Genomic DNA, 19,717 nt, shown 5'->3' with positions numbered 1-19,717 from the left:
ACGATCCCGGCATATAAAACTGGGAGCTTTTCGAGACTAAAATAAATGGATAAACAACACGCAGAAGTAAGCAAATTTTTAAGTTACGTTTTACGTCACCAACCTGAAGCCATTGGTTTAACTCTGGATCATGAAGGATGGGCTGATATTGGTTTATTAATTATCTGTGCAACTAAAGACGGTAAACATCTTGACCAACATCTGATTAAATCGATTGTTGATAATAGTGATAAAAAACGATTCGCGATTTCAGAAGATGGGTTACGTATTCGAGCTGTTCAGGGACATTCCTCACAACAGGTTGGTATTGAATATCAAGAAAAAATCCCCCCTGAATTTCTATACCATGGAACTGCTACACGATTTTTATCGTCAATTAATGAACAAGGGTTAAATGCAAAATCTCGTCAATATGTTCATTTATCCGCAGATGAAGATACAGCAATTCAAGTCGGTTTGCGCCATGGCAAACCAGTTGTTCTAAAAATTAAAGCCCTGAACATGTATGAACAGGGCCTTAAATTCTATCAGGCTGATAATGGCGTTTGGTTAACTAAATTCGTTCCCCCATCCTTTTTTATTCAGATGGAATAATATATTCAGAACCTAAAGTCACATTGTTAGCGAAAATTTCCATTAAGAAATTTTCAGAAAGAAAGGCAATCTTATAGTGCTTTATCTGTCTTGAGCCACAAAAATGCTTGTTCCAGGCAAATGCAGCCTCAGAGTTAGGGTATTCAATCAAGGCTCCTATTGATGGAGCCTTGACGCTTTTATCGTAATCTATGTTGAGTATTGACACTCCGGGAAACGCAGTACGACAAAAAGCACATACCATATCAAATCGCAACTCACGACAATGTATAGTCTGATACTCATCTTCGGTATCATATTCTATTTTAATAATTAAATCCAACCCCTTAGATTCAACAGATACTGCATTCTCCCCATATGAAGGCAACCACTCATAGGGATCCAAAATAGAAACGGCAGCTCCTGACTTCATTATTTTCTCCCGCGAGGAATATCTGAACTACCAGTTTCTGGCAGTTTATTTCTTATTAATTGATCGGCAGCAAGATCATTGTAGGTTTTCCCATCCATTCCAGGTACTTTCACATTCGTTTGGTTGGTTCCATACCAGTCAGATTTAGGTATCCCTGCACGATCTAATGCTACAGATGTTCTTGTATTAAGTATTAATCTTGTGCCATTCATTTCCACATAATCAACAGACAGTTGACTTGGTTTGATAAGGCCACTACGAATCGCATTGGCTAAGTCATCCACGGTGTTTACTGGCTGGCCTGCCATTTGACTATATTTAGCTACCCCTTCAGCACTAAATGTTTCATTGGCCCTAATTTTTGATTGAGCAAAGTTAGCATTTGCGACGGAACCTTGCTCAGGAACGATACCTCTCCCTGTTGTTTCACTGACAGGCTTCACCGTCTGCCCTGGTTTCGGTAAACTCCCCGTACTCACTGCCAGTGCAGCATACACTGCATTTGTCATCCCGTCCGCAAACGTCTTTTGCAGACTAGCCGACAGCCAGCCACACTGACCATTACAGTTGTCGATGATGTCAGCGTACCACTTTGCCGAGTCCTCATAGGCACGGCCTGCGAGATCGTCCTGAACACGCAATGCCGTGTAAGCTTTTTCGTTCAGTTCTATCTGAGTACGCATCTGCGCCACGCAGGCGGTATCTCCCGCATCCCAGCATGATTTCAACTTCAGGATGTTGTCCGCAGACTCCTTGGCCATATCCTTACGAACACCCTGCTCACAGGATGGATTTCCGTTACAGCCTTTGAGTTGCTCGGTGAAGTCCTTCGGCCTTCCCTGACTCAAAAAGTTATTCTCAACCGCATTCTTCCCTGCCTGCGCCCCTGCCGCCGCGCCAGAGGCGCTATCACCAGTCAACCCACCTGCAATTCCCGCCGATACCGACGCCAGTGCGCTGACCGTTTGTTTCTGCTCTTCCGACAGCTCTGCTGGTTTCTGCCCCGGATAAAGAGCATTTGCTATTGCGGCTGCAACCAGCTCACCCGATGCGCCGCCCATCGCGCCGGCGGTAGCACTGTTCCCCTGCAAGGATGCGACCACGCCACCCAAAATTGCATGAGCCAGCGCTTTTGTCACATGGTCATTTTCATCAATTCCCATCCCGTGACCAATCAGGTTGGCCAGTTCCGGGGCCGATGCGCCCGCCAGTGCACCCGCTATGTTGCCACCCGCCAGGCCAGACAGCCCGGCCGTCACGCCCTGGATGGCCCGCTGGATATCACTCCCGGTACCGAACTGCTGCATCGCATTGTCATACGCCCGCTGCGACACCATCTCATCGGTTACGGTTTTATGCTCTGCCAGTAACTGTGCCCGGGCGTTATCCAGTGCGTCAGGGTCTTTTTGTGCCGCCAGCCCTGCCAGTTGCCCCTGTGTTCTGGCAATATCAGACGCCTGGCTGCCAATATCCTGCACCAGTTGAACTGCCTGCAGACGTTTCTGCTCTTTTTCCTTATCAAAGATCGGGCTGATGCTGTCGTTGGCGTGTTCCGTATCGCGGCTCAGGTTAGCCATATCCTGCTGCTGATTGGCGGTATCACGTATCGTAATCGTGCCATCGCTGACCGCCGCCTGGGTCGTCCCTTCTGCATGGCCGCTGTGGCTTAGCGCTGAAGCCATCCCCCCGGCCATGTTGCCGGTAAATTCCTTACCACCAAAATCACCGCCGCCACTAATACTGGCCCCTGCGTGACTGACCTTGTAATCAGCTTTATTACCGATATCACTAAAGCCCAGCGTGCCAGTATCGAGGCTGTTTTTATCCGCTGTCGCAGTGGACGCAATCACCGCGCCATCCAACTGTGTGTGGTTACCGACCGTAATATCGTAGCCACCCTTACCTGCGTATAACCCGGTCTGCTCCTGCACCGAGTCATAGGTGCTCTTCATCTTGTCCTGACTGGCGTTGATGTAGCCGGAGCCAGTCATTGAGCCAAAGGTGAAGCTACCACCTGCTGCAAGGCTGTTCTGTTTTGAATCGTAGGCATTGCTGTCCTGCTGACTGCTGAGCCAAAGATCACGGCCAACATCTGCCACAATTTTGTCACCGCTGACCTGCGCCCCGGAAAGTATCGTGTCACGGCCACTGCTCAGCGTCGTGGTGCCGCCGCTATCAAGCGTGGTTTCTGTCCATTCGGTACCATCGCCTTTTTCATTGCCGTGCGCGGAATTGCCGTTAGCAAAAACGCTAATTCCCCAGCCACCGCTACCCGCGCCGATCCCAACCCCAACGCCGCCACCGCTGCTGCTGTTGCTCCCGGTGGTTTTCTGGGTGTTGGCTGCGCCGCTCAGCAGAATATCGTTCTGCGCACTGAGAAGCGTATCGCCTCCGGCCTTCAGTTGGCTTCCGCCAATCAGAATGTCACCGCTGTTTACACCGCCCTTCTTGCCATTGGCAACAATAGAGAGATTATTCCCGGCATTCAAAGTACTGCCGGAAACCGTATCGCTTTCCTGGTGTTGTTCAGACTTGCTGTGCTGGCTGGTCAGCGATGCGCTGATGCCAATGGTGTTATTGTTCCCATCTGCCGTACCTTTGGCCGCATCCAGCGCCACGCCCTGACCAGCCTGATACCCCGACAACGCCGCTTTCGTCGTTTGCAGCGCCGCCAGTCGGCTATCACTCTCACTCTTCGCTTCTTTCGCGGCGCTGACGGCGTTGTTGATGGCACCACCAGCCGCACCGGAGAGCGCCACCGTCAGGCCACTGGATTTTTGCTCAAATTTCTCGTCGCGGGTGCGTTTATCATGGCCAGGCTCTATCACCACGCTGTCCCCGATAACCGACAAATCTTTCTGCGCGATAATATCAGCACCACCAATATGCGCCTGATTACCGGCTGAAATCGCCACGCTACCGCCCGTCGAGCCCACGGTACTGAAGCTCTCACTTTGAGTGGTACCTGCTTCACGCAGGTCATGTGTCGTTTTACTGCTGCCAATGGTAAAGCCGATACCGCCAGAGCCCATCAGGCCACTCTTCTTGGTCTCTTTAAAGCGCCACGATGTATCGCTGTTGGTTGCCGCCAAAATATCAACATTATTGCCGCCGTGCAGCGACACATCACCGTCCCCCACCACATTTGAGCCTTTCACCAGCAGGTTATTTCCCGCCGAAACGGTGACGTTATCACCGCTCAGCAACGTGCCGGCTTCACGGGTGGCGCTATCTTCCTCGATGGTATGCGTGGTCTTTTTACTGAGGAACCCTTTTTTGGTTTTGGTCTGTTCGAAGTAGTGGTAATCGCTTTCCGTTGCGGTAGTCAGGTTAATATCCCGCCCGGCGCCCACAGCGATATCACCCTGCGCGGTGACCTGCGCTGCCTGTGCATTGACGTCCTGCCCGGCAACGATAGTGGTGTCTCCGCCGCTGGCAATTTCCGTCCCCTGCTGACGTACCGACTCATCGATAACGGTTTTTTTCTTCTCATGCGTACTGCTGCCGCTGACTGTCGCTTCGGCCAGCAGGTTCACATCGCGTCCGGCTTGCAGGGTAACGTCGTTTTCTGCGGCGAGGCCTGCGGCCTGAGAGTTAATATCCTGACCCGCTTTCAGGATCAGGTTACCACCAGCGGAAAGCGTGGTACGTTCAAGCCCGGAGCTGTGCGACTCACTGTTCCCATTACAACTGTCCTGGTGGGTATCTGCTGCATTCAGATTGAGGTCGTTACCTGAGGCAAGGGCCACGTTGCTGCCTGCATCAACGCTGCTCGCCGTCAGGTCAAGGTTGTTTCCGGCATTAATACCCAGGTTGCCGCCCGCGCTTATCGAGCTGCCCTGCCAACTTACTGAATCATGGCCCGTCTGCGTCTGCCAGGCAGTGGAACGACTGAAAGAATCGTTAATCTGATTCGCATTCACCGCCACATCACCCCACGCACTCATCAGCAGATCGCCGCCGGATGAAAGGTTTGACCCGGCCATGGTGATGTTATTACCGGCAGCGAGCGACAGAGAGTCCAGGGCGTTAATCGCTGCGGTATTCCCAAGCCGGGTATCTTTAAAGCTCGCAATATCAACCTGTTCCACCAGCGTCAGGTTATTAATATTGCCGTCCAGGCTTTCCAGCGCGACAGTCTTGCCGCTAATCGTGGAACTGATGTTATTGATATCACCAATTGCATTCAGGTCGAGGTGACCGCCTGCCTGCATCAGACCATTATTGAGATTATTAATACTGTTCTGGCTGTCGAGAACCAGGTTGTTATTTGCCAGCAGCGTGCTGCCAGAGTTAGTAATATTACCGCCCGTAAGCTGGACATTATTGCCAGAAATAACACTACCGTTATTCACCGTGACGTCTTTCGGCGACAGATAGAGTTTCGGTATCATGACGGCTTCACCGTTGATGACTGCGGTTTCCCACCACAGCATACTGTGCTCAAGTGAAGCCACCTGCTCTGCTGTCAGAGCCACACCAAATTTCAGCCCCAGCGACTGCTGCGCACTGGCGGCGTTATCCATCAGGTAACGCATTTGATCAAGTTCGGAACCTATGCCGTTAATGTAGCGGCTCCCCGTCTGGTTCAACATGGCGTTACTGACATAGCGCGTATCAAATGCGGCATCACCCAGAAAACGGTAATCATAGTCCGGGTTAAGATTAAGACGGCCAAGCATATAGGATGACCCGAGGAACTGGTTTTGATCCGTATATGCGCTGTTGGTTTCACGCGGTACATCGCCAGGTTTAATACCCAATAAAGCGTTCAAATCAGCAAACAGATTGGGATCAAGCTCCCCAAGGCCATTAAGTTTCGGATTGACGTTGATAAGGTATGGGCTTGACGGATCGTCGGAAACGACAAAGTAACCGTTCTGCCCTGAGGGCAGCGGATACGCGCTGGTATCAACCGCTTTGCCTTGATTTTGCCCGGAGACGTCCACCCCATTTACACCAGGATTAACCGTGCCTGTCAGTTGGCCGAGGTTGGTATTGCCTTTTTGCGTGCCTGAGATATTGCTCAGTGCGGCGTCGGATACCTCCCCATTATCGAGCGCCCCACCGCCATTAATCTGCTGTAGAGCGTTTTGTAGCTGGTCATTCCACTGTGGAGAATTAACGTTGACTGTACCGCTATCCATCAGCGTCTGTTTTTGGATGCTATTACCAATTGACTGCTGACTTATTGAATTCAGCGTCGGTGCAGAGAGAGTGTTGCTGACGCGCCCGGCATTAGCGATCGCGGTTTCGTTTCCTATAGCATCCGTAAAGTTTGCCGTTACATTACCACCAGCCTGAATCACCGCACGGAACAGTTCGCCATTTTCAGTCTCAGTAACAATGCCATCCAGAACATAAGGCACATTACTTTCGTAAGTCGTATAACGATGTGTCGGTGAATAAGTACCTGAAGATGAGGATGGGGAACCACCCGTTATCACACGTTCATACTTATAAACGGCGTATTCAGTAAAGGTACCACTCTGGTAGCTTTGATTATTGAGTGTCTGCCCTGTCAGGTTGATATCATTATTCGCCAGGATCACGCTCGCCTGGTTGTTGAGTTGACCCGCAACAATATGAATATCTTTACCGGAGGCAATACGTCCACTGCCCCCCTCTGCACTCACAATCTGTGCAGTCTGGCTCAGTGCAAATTTACGCGTTTCATACCCTTCAACCGGGCGATAATAGAAGTGGGTATCTTCATACAGGAAGCAGGGTTTACCTCCGCAGGAACCCGCCCCATCATGGGTATAAGTGCTGTATTTATCCTGGATTAATGTATCAAGACCCAGGACAGCCACCGGAATATCAACATCCGATTGCCCAATCCAGTCGTAGTTTGAGGAGAGATCCGTCGGCTGCGTTGTTGACTGCAAACCAGCACGTTCATTGCGCAGTGCCGCCGTCTTAATGGTGATGTCACCGTTTTGCGTCTCAATAGTGCCGGAGGTATTCACAACTTCAACGTTAGCATTGCCTGCCGCGTCTTTTTGCATCCACAGATGATTACCGGCCAGAATATCGCCGCGCAGATTGGTGATACTGCTGGCATAAAGCGCGATGTTATTTGCGGCATACAGTAACGCAGTATTGATAATTGCGCCTGGCGCATTAAGCGTCAATGAACCTAAGGTGCCGGTGAAGCCATCGACCGTAATATTGCCTAAACTGGTCAGCGCAATATCACCGCCACCTTGCAGCGTTCCCGCCGCATTCAGCAGTACATTGCGAGCGCTGAATGAACTCGCCTCGCGACCCGTCGTTATCTGCCCGTTATTACTGAGTTGCCCGCCAGCGTGCAGATTAACCGCCTGCCCCTGCATAACGCCCTGGTTATCAATAGCCCCATCACTGGTAATAGAAAGCGTTTTCCCTGCAGCAAGCGTATTTTCGGCGGTAAAGGCATTAACCAGCTTCAGCGTTACATTTCCCAGCGCAATCACCTGGCCGAGAGGATTCAGCCCCGTACTCTGAACCGATAAATCACCGCCGCTTAATAACTTGCCTGCGGCACTCTGGTTAACCTGATCGGCATTAACAAGAAGTTGTGACGTTCCCATTAACGTGCCGTTATTGTTCAACTGGTCGTAGTTGACTGTAAGCTGGCCTGCCTGGGTTGTGCCCTTATTCGTAAAACTGCTGCCTGTCAGCGTTGCGATATCCGCAAGCCAGTTCCCGTCATTACTGGCCTTTGCAGCATTAACGATAAGATTCGTCGCCTGCAGCCAGCCCGTCCCGGCGTAGCCTGGGGTGGTGAGCGTCAGCCCCGTACCGGCAAGCAGTTTACCCTCATTATGCAGTCGGGCTGTGGCATTAAGGCGGCTGTCACTGCCGCTCTGAATGAGTCCATCATTGAAAAGAGAGGATGCATTTACCGTCATCGCCTCGCGGCTGACAATTTCTCCGTCAGTATTGTTAGTTAAATCGCCGCTAAGTGTCAGCGTGGTGCCATTATCGCCCTGCAACCTTCCACTGTTGGTTAGCCCCCCGGAAGTCACAGCAAGCGCCGCGCCCTGAATTTTACCGCTGTTGGCCACGGACGCTGCGTTCAGTTCCAGCACGCCACCGCTTAACAGACTACCAGCGCGCTCCTGACTGACGGCCCCACTCATCGCTAATGTCAGACCGTTTACACCGCTGATTGCCCCACCGTTATCAAACGTGGCCCCCTGCAACGTAAGATTTTTGGCCGCCCACTGCCCCTGGTTAGTTAACGAGAGAGCCTGTAGAGCCGCATTACCGAGCGCCGTAATTTTGCTTCCGGCCGAGGAGGTTAAATTATCGGCGAGCGTCAGTTGCAGCGTATCAGCGCTCTGAATTGCACCGCTATTATTCAGCGACTGGGCACTGAGTAACACCGATTGCCCCTGCCATATTCCGGCATTGCTAACGTCTGCGGACGTCACTGTCAGCGCGCCCTTCGTCAGCAGTGAGCCACCCGCTGCGTTAATCAGTTCCTGTTGCGATGACGCCATCGCTATCCGAGCCGTCAAATTCTCCCGTGCTTCGAGCGTCAGGCTTTGCAGGCCGGTCAGTGCTCCCTGGTTGCGGATACTATTCTGGTGCGCCGCCAGCGTATTTCCCTGAACTGTCCCACTGTTCGTCAATTGCTGGCCATCCAGCGTAATACCGCTTTCACTCAGGATCTTACCGCTGTTATCAAATTGCGGTGCAGCCAGCCTCATTGTTCCCTGACTCATCAGATCGCCCGGCGTAGTGAGCGTATTACTGACCTCAGCCGTCAGAGTACCAAGGCTAATGAGTGAGCCCTTATGCTGCCAGTCATTTGCGACAACGGTGACGTTCTGCCCCTGCAAGGTGCCTTGTGTTGTCATATTTCCTGCATTGAGGGCAAGCATCCCGCCGCTCAATGTGCGGGATGCAGAACCGGTAGCAAGGGTATCGCCAGTCAGTGTTAACCCCTTCATCCCCTGCCACAGGCCGGTATTATTGAGCGCCCCGGCAGTGAGCGAAAGCGTATCGCCCGCAATACGTCCGGCACTGCTCAGGTTATCGGCTACCAGCGATAAAGCACCACCGCTTTGAATCTGCCCCTGGTTTATAAGCTGCCCGGTCAGCGCCCCTTGCATGCCGCTCAGGCCATTAAGTACGCCGCTGTTGTTCAGCGTCTTTGCCGTTAACGCAACCGTATCGCCCTGCATCACACCCGCGTTATCCACCTGGCTTGCGTCCATCGTCAGCGCTTTGCCCGCTAACCATCGGCCTGCCGGGTTCGTTGTGAGGATATCCGCAGTGACTGACGCCTTATCACTCCCCTGAACCAGGCCACCGTTACGAATGGATGTCCCGCTCAGCGTCATATTTTGAGCGACCAGAGAGCCATCATTTTCCAGCGTGGCTGTACTGACTAACGCATCGTGCTTCGCCAGTATCTGCCCCTGGTTGTTTAACGCATCACGCATTTGCAGATTTACACTGTCTGCCTGAATATCGCCCACGTTAAACAAGTTCGCGCCTTCCAGGGTAAAGCCGTTGTTAACCAGCAACAGGCCGTGGTTTTCCAGCTTGTCGAGATTCAGAACCAGCCCCGCCCCACTCACTATCTGGCCCGTCTGACCATTCAGCACATTCCGGGAAGTGAGCTGTAATGTACTATTTCCCTGCACAATACCGTTGTTGGTCAGTTCCGGCGTGCCGATGATGAGCGATTTTGCCGCAAGGGTATGGTCGTTAAACAACCGGGACGCAGTCAGTTCAAACAGATTCTGGCTAAGTAATTTCCCCTGATTATCAAGCCGCCCGCTTGCCGCAATCGTCAGGTCGTTTTGTGCCTGAATATTGCCACTATTTTGCAGGTTGTCAGCGGTGATCGTCGCCGAAGCGCCTTCCACCTGGCCGTTATTGTCAAACTGCCTGGCATTAATCAGCAGCCCCTCGCCCCCAGTCACCTGACCACCGGCAAGGTTACTGAAATGGCTACCGTTCCAGGCGAGAGTCTGGCTTGCCTGCAAAATCCCGCTATTGTTCAGATCACCTTGCAGTTCAAGGAGCTTCGCTGCCAGCATCCCCTGGTTATCAATACGCGTGGCCGTCAGCTCCATTTTTTGCTGACTTAACACTTTCCCCTGGCTGGAGAAGAGATCGTGAACCGTAGCCGTTACGCCCGATTCACCTAACGCGTTTCCGCTATTAACCCATTCATTTGTCTGCAGCGTCAGGGTATCTCCCTGTAACAACCCCGCATTATTAAACGTCTGGCTGGTGAGATTTAACGCCCCGACGGAGAGCATATTTCCGCGGTTATTCACGGACTGGCTGCTCAACAGCATGTTATTCGCCGCCAGTAAACCAGCGTTATCCAGATGCTGACCGGAGATGGATAGGGCATTTGCCGCCAGTAAACAACCCGCAGCGTCGTTTTTCACCGTCGCATAATCGTTTTGCATGCTGATGCCGTTGATCTCACCGGCATTCACCAGGCTGCTACCGCCAAGACGTAAATCGCCATCCGTCGTGATCAACCCGCGGTTAGTGAGGCTGGGAATATCCAGCGTCAGCGCAGCAATACTGTAGAGCGAACCGCCGCTGAAATTAGTAAATTCCCCCGTATGTAAATTCAGCGCCGCATTGCCCTGCATCAGGCCGCCATTGGCGATCCGCCGGCTGGTAAGATTCAGGCTGTCAGCCACCAGCGTGCCGTTATTGGCGATATTGTCTGGCGCATTGAGAGAGACAGTTCGGGCATTCGATTTACCGTCATGGGTAAGGGTATTCGCTGCCACAGTAAATTGATTATTCGCGGCGTGGGTTCCGCTAAGGGAGGCCGTTTCTGCCGTCAGAGTCAGATCATTTCCACTCTGTACCTGCGCGCTGGCTGTAGTCGTCACCGATTGAGCGTTGATACCCAGTGAATCCGCTGCATTGAGTCGCCCTGTAACATGGACATCCTGATCGGCGACAATCGCCAGTGATTTCCCCTGCAATACCCCGCTGTTACTCAGGCTGCTTCCCTTAATGGTCGCCGTCCCCTCAGCACTCCACTGCCCGCTGTTGCTCAACGATTTTCCGACAACATTAAGCTGTTTTCCGGCAATAACACTCCCCTGAGTAGCAATGCTTTCACTGCTGGTGAGCGCAATATTTCCAGCGGCATCCGCCTGGGCGACGCTGTTCTGTGTGAGCGTTTGCGCATTGGCTGTCAGATCCTGGCCTGCTGTAAGCTTGCCGCCGTTCTGCGTGAGTCGCCCATTAGCACTTAACTGTATATTTTTATCACTGACCAGCGTTGCGTTATTCAGGGCGATAGCGTCCTGGCCGCTGACAGATACGTTCCCGCCCGCCTTATGATCGCCACTTAACGCAACAGCCTGCCCTTTCGCCGTCATCGTCCCACTCGCCAGGCTGTTGTTTATCGTCAATTTTCCGTTTGCATCCAGGACAATATCGCCCTGTCGCGCATTCAGGTTTCCCAGGTTAACGCCCAGCCCTTTCTCGCTGGAAACCAGGTGAATACGGTTGGCATACATGCCCCCCAGTGCGCCCGTATCGACGGCTACTTTCGGCGCATCGCCTGCGCCTTTCAGCGCAGTGATTTCACCGCTGGCCGATACCCGATTGGCTCCGGCGGTGATCGTTAAATCTTTCGCATGCAGCGCGGCGTTAATTTCTGTGGCCCGGGCGATAATCGATACGGCGTCGCTCTGGCTGCCATCCAGCCCTTGCCCTTCAATGGTGATGCTACCTTTTGTGACATCGAGCGACTGGAGTTTACCGTTCGCGTCAAGTACCGGCTTCCCGGTGGTCAGCGTAGCATTCGGCGTGTTGATAAATCCGCAGCCGTTACAGGTGATGCCATAGGGGTTCGCTACGATCACGTTAGCCGCTTTCCCCGCCACTTCGGTGTAGCCCTGAAGCTGCGAGCGGTTCGTGCCGGTCACTTCGTTGATAATGCCTTTGGCTTCCTGCCCGGGTTTCAGGTTGGGGTTATTCTGGATAAGGCCGCCAAGCTGGGTCTGGTTCAGCTTGCCGGTGGCGTTATTGAGGATCAGCCCCTCTTTGCCGACGTTGTAATCGTTATATTTGTTGTGCGAAATGCCGGACTGATTTGGTGTGGCAATATTCACAACGGGCACGCCGTTACCCGCTTTATCCATCTGTGTATTACCGGACGGGGTGATGGTGGCCGCAATGGCCGGAAGCATGGGCTGCGTAATCAGCAGCAGGCTTAACAGCCCACTCAGTACACGTTGAGAAAAACGAACCCTATCCTTTTCCATCACTCTGCCCCTTAAAGTGCCACTGAAATACGGTAATAAATATTGAGATGATCCGGCGCCAGCCAGCCCGGATACGCCAGCGGTGTGCCGATGGTGAACTGGCTGGAGAACCAGCGTCCGGCGCTGGTCAGCCCGACAGCGCCCCCCCATAACGTGCCTGCGGCATACTGGTCACTGGCATCTTTTTTCAGCCAGCCGCCGTCCAGCGCCGCCATCGTGCCGATTTGTCCCAGAACGGGCATCGCGAACAGGGTGTAATTGATTTCGTTACGCCAGTAGCCGCCGTTATCGCCAGAGATGTACTGTTCTTTAAAACCGCGTACAGAGCTTTCACCACCAATGCTCAGGCGTTCGCTGCCATAAAGCCGGTCTGGCGACCACTGCCAGTAGACGCTGGAAAGCCACCACAGCTTGTCCGTCAGCCCACGCTGCCAACTGGCGTTAACGCTCCATTTGCGAAACTGCGCTTTCGGCTGGTCGGGGTAAAGGTGATCGTCAGTGGCGTTAAACCACGGCATCCCGCGGCTGAAGGTAGGGTTGAATGTGGCCACGCCGCCTAAAATTTTCTGGGTATGATTGAGGCCAAAAAGCAGGCTGGTGAACTCCTGACTGCTGCTTTCCAGTTTTACGCCGTCGAGAAAATTACGATTTACGCGGTGGTTCAGGCCGAGCGAAACGCCGGTTTTCAGGTCGCCATTGCGAAACAAAACGTGAGAATAGTTAAAACGGTGTGTTTCCGTGTCGCCCGTGGAGCGCCAGTTGTAGCCTCCGTTATCAATGACGTTAATGACGTTAAGGTAGTCGTTCCAGGTGTAGGTGTAGTCAAACAGACCGTAGCCATAGGGAAGGCTGACGCCCGCCGCAAGGTTCTTTGCATCGCGCGAATGAGAAAATGCGCTACTGCGTCCGCCGCTGATAAACCATTTATCTGCCAACCCCAGAAGATTGTTACCCACCAGCGAGCCGGTAATCTGCCCGACACCAGTGCTTTTCTGCCCGCTATTATCAAAGCTGACCGAGGCCTGAAGCGGAAACTCCGGCTTGGCGGTGAGATTGACGATGGATTCGCCTGGCCGATCGCCCGGCAGGATCTCGATCTGAACTGGTGTAGTACGCACGCGATTAATTTGCTCCATCCCCTGCTCAATATCGCGCAGGTTCAGAGGCTTCCCTTCCAGTCCAGGAAAGGTCATCTTCAGCGTCCGTTCCGGCACACCTTCAAGACGGATTTGTTGTAATCGTCCTTCCAGTACAGCAATGTGCAGCTCGCCACGGGAGAGATCCTGTTCCGTCAGATACGCCCGGCTGGTGATATAGCCACGCTGAATGTACCAGTCGGAAATCTGATTCGTGAGCTGCGTGATTTGCGCAATATTAAGACAACGCCCCTGCCAGGGCTGGGTGAGCTTTTGCTGGTCGCGCGCCGGAATGAGCGTGGCACCCTGAAGAGTGATGTTTGAGAGCGTAAAACAGGGGCCGCCCGCCCGTTCCGGCTCGGTGGAGGGCGCGACGCGCGGTAGCGGCGTGGCGCGCTGAAGCTCATCACGCTGCTGCTGGCTCTGATCCAGAAGCTGCTGTTGTTGTTGTTGAACCGCGTTCCTGTCTGCGGGCGATAAAGGTGCTGCCGCGCCGGAAAAGGCCACACCCGTCAAAAGGAGCGCGACAGGTGAGTGCCGTGAAAAGAGTCCCATCCACCATTATCCTAATCATCAATGTTATTTTTTATAAAACCACTCAATCAAAGTGGACATTGCCTCCCGTGTAACATTTTGTCAACAAATGTAGATATTGTTTTTTTATATTTCAAAGTGAATCATTTTATGACGTGGTTATTTTTTGTTATTTATCATGCTGATGAATACGTATTATTGCCACACAACAAAAAGTGGAAAACATAAAGGGTTTATCTGAGACGGCAACATCCGGCCATTAACCTGTTCGACTGCCGGCCCCTCACCTTCAGCGGGAGTAAAATCTGGCCGTTTCGCTACATTCGCCTGTCACCATGAACCTCCAACCACCAGGATCAAGCCTGGGCTATCTTTAGTATCAGCTCTTTTCCACTCAAACTAAGTACTTCCTCCCGCATTCACATCGCCTTGGCATTTATATATCCATGATTCACATGCAGATAGCTGTGAGCAAGCGAACACTGATTCAATCGCCTTAGAACACAAGTTAAAACGAACAACCTGTTCACATCATCACGATGTCATTACAGGGATAAAATTTATTTGTTTTTATTTTATAAGATGTTACAAGAAAAACACAATTAACAATAAAAAAACATTTGTTCGTTTTCTTGCCTTATTGTACTTTTATTCCGAACAGGAGGGTATTGTATGAGAATCATTGATTCACGGGCACACGATGCACTAACTCAGATTGCGCTTTTTTGGGCAGTATCCTGGAAATGTCCACAGAGGGTTGCGGTTAAAGATCCCAACCATGAGATCAGCTATGACGAGCTTAGAAACTGGATGCTCAGGATTGTACAGGCCCTGAAGGACGAAGGTGTTCACGCAGGTGACCGGGTTGCAATAGAGCTGCCACCAGGCGCCGAGTTAATCGCCTCTATTTTGGCGATTCAGTTCATGGGTGCAGCTTATGTACCGCTAGACCGGAATGCGCCACTCGCGCGCAATAGTCTGATACTGAATGATTCTCAGCCTCGCATGATTATCAATGAGAGCGGTCATTCAAACTTTGGTAACTTTCAGGCAAAAAGCATATACCAGATGTTATCGGTATCTGTTATTGCCGATTCATTACTGAATGAGGCCGTTCCGGAAGGAACAGCATATATTATCTATACTTCGGGCACGACAGGTAACCCGAAAGGTGTCCCGATCACCCATAATAATTTGCGTGCTCTCTTTCGTGCAACGGAACCTGTGTTTAAGTTCAACGAAGATGATACCACTGTGCTTTTTCATTCCTATGCATTTGATTTTTCAGTATGGGAAATGTGGTCAGTTTTAGCTTATGGTGGAAAGCTTGTCATTCCAGATAATGAAACACGTTTGACCCCAGATAAACTGGCACAGCTCGTTCACGATCAAAAAATTACTTTACTTAATCAGACGCCTGGTGCTTTTTCCATTAATGCCCCTCGGCTCTGTCAATTCCCTAAGGGGTCATTGGCTTTACGATTTGTTGTTTTTGGTGGCGAAAGACTTAATTTTCAGATGCTCAAACAATGGCAGCAGCATTTTGGGCTGATGTCTCCTTTACTGGTCAATATGTACGGCATTACCGAAACGACTGTTCATTCAAGTTGGCATATTATCAGTGATGATGATCTGGAACGTACAGAGTCGATCATTGGTGAATTATTACCTGGATTCGATTACATCATTCGGCCTCTTGATGAGAGTAATCAGCAATCAGGTTATGGAGAATTACTTCTCTGTGGCCCGCAAGTCACTCCGGGTTACCTGAACCAGAATAATGATACCAATGGTAAATTTATTTTGGCTAAAAAAAATAACATTACCGAACGTTATTATTGTACTGGGGATCTTGTTCAATATGATCTCACAGGTAAATTAGTTTATATGGGGCGTTGCGATCAACAGGTAAAAATAAATGGTTATCGTATCGAAATTGGTGAGATCGAATCTGTGCTGGCAAAGCTTGAATCGATTATCGACATTTCCGTCATAACGTCTCATTCAGAAACACTTGGCCATCATCTGGTTTGTTGTTTTGCATCAACTGACAATAAAGCAGATGTTATTGAACAGCTACATAAATTGGCGAAGGAGTTATTACCAATTTATATGCGACCTATTCGCTATCGCGGTTTTGATGCTATACCGAAAACCATTAATGGAAAAATCGACAAACAACACCTGAAACTTTCTGTGGAGTAAATTATGAACGCAGTTGATTTAGATGATGTCAATAAAGAACAGGTAAAAGTACTAGCATTACAACAGTATATTGCATGGCTGCAAGGTATTTTAGAAAAACCAGTAAGCGCTGAAGATAATTTCCTTGATATTGGCGGGCATTCCATGATTGCCATTGCACTTAATGAACGTGTGCGAAATGAATTTAATTTAACGTTGTCCATGGAGCGTCTATATAACAGCACGCTTAGCGAAACATTTTACAGCATTAAATAAAACCAATTACTCACTGGAGATTACCATGTCAAACAAAATTCATTTGTCTGAAGAGCAAATTGCCAGCTTCCATAAAAATGGTTACATCGGCCCAATTACTGTTTATTCTCCAGAAGAAATGGCGGAAATTTGGAGTGCGGTTCGTCGGCAATTACCAGATCGTTCTAATGCTGCTTACCCATCAGACTCTTACGGTGCGGCGACAAATATATCCAATTACGATCGTCATCTTGACATCAATAAACTTAGCCAGCATGTCACTAATCCCAAAATTGTGGCACCGGTATCAGATATTCTTGGCGATGACGTTCTATGCTGGCGTACAGAGTTCTTCCCTAAATACCCTGGTGATGAAGGTACTGATTGGCATCAGGCCGATACATTTGCTAACGCCAGTGGAAAACCGCAAATTCTTTGGCCAGGAGAAACTGAAGATCAGTTTGGCAAAGGAACCTTAACGGTCTGGACTGCCTTTACCGATTCAACCATTGAGAATGGTTGTCTGGAAATTATGCCTGGCACCCATCATAAAATGAATTATGATGAAAATAAATCAATGCAATATCAAAGCGATATTATTAATAATGTTGAAAAGGAAGGTAAGAGCCGTGGATTCTTTGGTTATGATTATCGTGACCTGCAAATAGATCCGGACTGGCATCCTGATGAAAAACAGGCCGTCCCGTTGGAGATGAAAGCCGGCCAATGCGTCATCTTTTGGTCAACGTTGATGCATGCTTCCTATCCTAATATCTCTGATAAGATGTATCGGATGGGCTTCGCTACCCGCTACGCACCCAGTTTTGTTGATATTTATCCCAATACCGATCATGTGCATGAGTACGGCGGTAATATCCCATTGGATAAATTTGGCTGCGTGATCGTTGCTGGCCAAAGTCGTAATGCTAATAACCGTATAGCAACCCATAATTTGCTCGGAAATCCATTTACTCCTCTTTCTGTATAAACTAAGGATTATCGCTATGCAACAAAACCAGTGTTATCTGGAGGACACTTATCGCTTTGATATATTAAGCGATGTCATTGCTACCGGCGCAGATGAAGGAGGGCAATGGATTGCCCTGCAGGATAATATTTTTCATCCGCAGGGAGGCGGGCAGCCTGCCGATCTTGGGTGGGTTAATGACATCCCGGTGGTGGTAAAAAAACAGGAATCAGGTTTAGTGGTTCTTTATCCGCAGGCTCCTTTTTCGCCGCCGGTAGAAACAAAAGTTTCATCAGTTGTATCCGCAGATGCTCGCGCTTACCATGCAGCACTGCATACTGCCGGGCATTTACTGAACTGGGAAATGCGTCAGTTCGGGTGGATGGCTGTCCGCGGGCATCATTTCCCCGGTGAGTCGCGGGTGGAATTTAGCGCCATTGATGCTTCAGCTATTCCAGCCGATCGGCTGGATGCGGCTGAAATTGAGCGCATTATTTGCCAGCGTCTGCAAAAGGGTGCGGAAATCCGTAGTTGGTTCGAGGGTTCCACCCGGCTATGCCAGATTAACCAATCAGAGGCGATGCCTTGTGCCGGGACGCACACAGATGATTTGGCAAAAATTAGCTCATTTAGCATTAAGGCGATAAAGTTTAAAAAGGGTACGCTACGTATCAGCTATGATGCCGGGCATGTCCCGCTAGAGGAATGTCATGTCTAATTATTCCATTCTGGCGCCACGCAGCCGACTCTGGATAATTGATCTGGGATTATTAACCGTTGCCCTCTCATGGGGGGCAAGTTATTCCTTGATGCAGCTTATTATCCATGCAGGGGTAACTGTCCCCTTGTTTTTAATGCTGAGGTTCGCTCTGGCTGTTCCCTTCATGTTTGTTGGCACGCGTGTCAGATTAAACAGCTTCACTCGTGGTGAAGTGATTAATGGGATCGTATTTGGTGTGCTTCTTTATGCTATCCTGACATTTGAAACGTTTGGCGTTAAACACACCTCTGCTGCGAATGCAGGTTTCTTGATTGCATTATCAGTGGTATTAGTTCCCTTTTTTGAACGTTTTATCGGCAAGAGAAAACAAAGTAAATTCATCTATTTTACCTGTTTTATGTCTCTTGCCGGTGGCGGCATGTTGAGCCTTACGGCCAATGGTAATATTGAGTTCAATCAAGGCGATATACTTATCTTGTCGGCGGCATTGATTCGCGGTTTTCAGATATTTATGTTCGGTCGGCAGACCGCGGGTAAAGATTACTCGCTAATCAATATCACATTGATTGAATTACTGGTTGTCGCAGCCCTCGGCCTGGTTACTATTATGTTGACCGAACCTACAGCGCTGCAATATATTCCAGAAATATCGCTTTCGACATGGGGTTTGATTCTCTTTCTGAGTCTGTTGGCAACGGCATTTGCATTCCTGATGCAATTATATGCCGCTAAAATAACCAGTCCAACGCGCGTCGGGTTAATCTTGTCTCTCGAACCAGCCTTTGCCGCGATGTTTGCTATCACCATTATGGGGGAAACCCTTGGCTTGCTGCAGGCAACAGGAGGCGGGATCATTATATGTGCGGCTCTGTTGGGGCGTATTGCTGAAGGAAAACGCTATGAATGAACAGCCACATATCGCTATGTTTCATCATGCCGGTGGTAACGCCGCCGCTCTTAATGTGCTGGAAAAGCGTTTTTCAAATTTTCATGTGAGTAAGTTTGAAATGCCTGGCCGTGGACGCCGTCGTCAGGAGGCGTTACTAACGGATATCAATCAGGTGATGAAGGACTTTTGCCCACAATTGCCACGCCATTGTCCGATAATTTTTATGGGCCATAGTCTCGGCGCCTATATCGCATATGTGATGGCCAAAAAATACCGTTTCTATGATGCCAGACAGAAAAGTATGCTTGTGGTGATTGGGAACGAGCCAATCCATTGTCGTAAATATTACGATTTTACTGAATCCAGTGAAATATCAAAAGATTCATTACTTAATTTTGCTAATCATCTCGGGCAATTACCTGACTGGCTGCAGCAAGAACCGGTTTTGCTGGAGCAGTTTTTGCAGGTGCTATCTGCTGATTTGCAGATTGCTAATTCTATCAGCAAAGAAGACAGCGCTGCACTTGATGATATTCCAGTATTAGCCGTTTACGGAAAAGAAGACCCATTATTTCATTCCCCACCGGAACGATGGAAAGAATGTACCCTCCAGCCATTCAGGCTGGAAGGGATCTCTGGGGGACATTTTATTTCCGAAACACAGGCTCATGAGATTAGCGAGCTAACAATGTATTTTATACAGGAGAACAAGCTCTTTAATATCTAAATAGCATGGGCAGGAAAGAGATAACACAATAATACCGCTAACCTGCAGA

10 protein-coding genes are annotated in these 19,717 nt (G+C 50.1%); 7 read left to right on the top strand and 3 right to left on the bottom strand.

All coding sequences use genetic code 11. The features are described 5' to 3' along the window. Nucleotides 1-45 precede the first annotated feature (45 nt). Complete coding sequence (locus VSR74_RS13315; protein WP_347795176.1) at nt 46-594, top strand: RNA 2'-phosphotransferase; 549 nt, start codon at nt 46-48, stop codon at nt 592-594. Here the strand turns inward: VSR74_RS13315 and VSR74_RS13310 are convergent. Genes VSR74_RS13310 through VSR74_RS13300 form a run of 3 tightly spaced genes read right to left on the bottom strand, consistent with a single transcriptional unit; the run spans nt 578 to nt 13,946 of the window. Next, complete coding sequence (locus VSR74_RS13310; RefSeq protein WP_347795175.1) at nt 578-1,006, bottom strand: hypothetical protein; 429 nt, start codon at nt 1,004-1,006, stop codon at nt 578-580. The two genes, VSR74_RS13315 and VSR74_RS13310, sit on opposite strands and share 17 nt — an antisense overlap. After that, nucleotides 1,006-12,255, bottom strand: coding sequence for a hemagglutinin repeat-containing protein (locus VSR74_RS13305; protein ID WP_347795174.1), 11,250 nt, complete (start codon nt 12,253-12,255; stop codon nt 1,006-1,008). Before VSR74_RS13305 ends, VSR74_RS13310 begins: the two co-directional genes overlap by 1 nt. 11 nt (nt 12,256-12,266) lie before the next feature. After that, nucleotides 12,267-13,946 (bottom strand): ShlB/FhaC/HecB family hemolysin secretion/activation protein, encoded by a 1,680-nt coding sequence (locus VSR74_RS13300; RefSeq protein ID WP_347795173.1) that lies wholly within the window; start codon nt 13,944-13,946, stop codon nt 12,267-12,269. A gap of 651 nt (nt 13,947-14,597) precedes the next feature. On the opposite strand from VSR74_RS13300, the gene VSR74_RS13295 reads away from it, so the two are divergent. From VSR74_RS13295 to VSR74_RS13270, 6 genes are read left to right on the top strand one after another with little or no spacing between them, the layout of a single operon-like run. Next, nucleotides 14,598-16,130: an amino acid adenylation domain-containing protein gene (locus tag VSR74_RS13295; protein WP_347795172.1), complete on the top strand. Its 1,533-nt coding sequence runs from the start codon at nt 14,598-14,600 to the stop codon at nt 16,128-16,130. Nucleotides 16,131-16,133: 3 nt separating this feature from the next. Beyond that, nucleotides 16,134-16,385 carry an acyl carrier protein gene (locus tag VSR74_RS13290; RefSeq protein ID WP_347795171.1) on the top strand — a complete coding sequence of 84 codons (252 nt, stop codon included), beginning with the start codon at nt 16,134-16,136 and terminating at the stop codon, nt 16,383-16,385. Nucleotides 16,386-16,410: 25 nt separating this feature from the next. After that, nucleotides 16,411-17,352, top strand: coding sequence for a chlorinating enzyme (locus VSR74_RS13285; RefSeq protein ID WP_347795170.1), 942 nt, complete (start codon nt 16,411-16,413; stop codon nt 17,350-17,352). A 16-nt stretch (nt 17,353-17,368) separates the two neighbouring features. Next, nucleotides 17,369-18,049, top strand: a complete 681-nt coding sequence (locus VSR74_RS13280; RefSeq protein WP_347795169.1) for a hypothetical protein — start codon at nt 17,369-17,371, stop codon at nt 18,047-18,049. Further along, nucleotides 18,042-18,959: a DMT family transporter gene (locus VSR74_RS13275; protein WP_347795168.1), complete on the top strand. Its 918-nt coding sequence runs from the start codon at nt 18,042-18,044 to the stop codon at nt 18,957-18,959. Before VSR74_RS13280 ends, VSR74_RS13275 begins: the two co-directional genes overlap by 8 nt. After that, nucleotides 18,952-19,668, top strand: a complete 717-nt coding sequence (locus VSR74_RS13270; protein WP_347795167.1) for a thioesterase II family protein — start codon at nt 18,952-18,954, stop codon at nt 19,666-19,668. Before VSR74_RS13275 ends, VSR74_RS13270 begins: the two co-directional genes overlap by 8 nt. The last annotated feature ends 49 nt before the right edge of the window (nt 19,669-19,717 follow it).

This window comes from Pseudocitrobacter cyperus, assembly GCF_039889165.1.
In the GTDB taxonomy this organism is placed as follows: Bacteria; Pseudomonadota; Gammaproteobacteria; order Enterobacterales; family Enterobacteriaceae; genus Pseudocitrobacter; species Pseudocitrobacter cyperus.
The sequence above is the reverse complement of the archived record's forward strand: the minus strand, read 5'-3'. Positions and strand labels throughout refer to the sequence as shown.

What these genes read in the sequence shown, in the direction of transcription:
- VSR74_RS13270 (WP_347795167.1), top strand. Translation starts at nt 18,952, where the DNA reads ATGAATGAACAGCCACATATCGCTATGTTTCATCATGCCGGTGGTAAC.
- VSR74_RS13285 (WP_347795170.1), top strand. Translation starts at nt 16,411, where the DNA reads ATGTCAAACAAAATTCATTTGTCTGAAGAGCAAATTGCCAGCTTCCAT.
- VSR74_RS13305 (WP_347795174.1), bottom strand. Translation starts at nt 12,255, where the DNA reads ATGGAAAAGGATAGGGTTCGTTTTTCTCAACGTGTACTGAGTGGGCTG.
- VSR74_RS13315 (WP_347795176.1), top strand. Translation starts at nt 46, where the DNA reads ATGGATAAACAACACGCAGAAGTAAGCAAATTTTTAAGTTACGTTTTA.
- VSR74_RS13280 (WP_347795169.1), top strand. Translation starts at nt 17,369, where the DNA reads ATGCAACAAAACCAGTGTTATCTGGAGGACACTTATCGCTTTGATATA.
- VSR74_RS13275 (WP_347795168.1), top strand. Translation starts at nt 18,042, where the DNA reads ATGTCTAATTATTCCATTCTGGCGCCACGCAGCCGACTCTGGATAATT.
- VSR74_RS13295 (WP_347795172.1), top strand. Translation starts at nt 14,598, where the DNA reads ATGAGAATCATTGATTCACGGGCACACGATGCACTAACTCAGATTGCG.
- VSR74_RS13290 (WP_347795171.1), top strand. Translation starts at nt 16,134, where the DNA reads ATGAACGCAGTTGATTTAGATGATGTCAATAAAGAACAGGTAAAAGTA.
- VSR74_RS13300 (WP_347795173.1), bottom strand. Translation starts at nt 13,946, where the DNA reads ATGGGACTCTTTTCACGGCACTCACCTGTCGCGCTCCTTTTGACGGGT.
- VSR74_RS13310 (WP_347795175.1), bottom strand. Translation starts at nt 1,006, where the DNA reads ATGAAGTCAGGAGCTGCCGTTTCTATTTTGGATCCCTATGAGTGGTTG.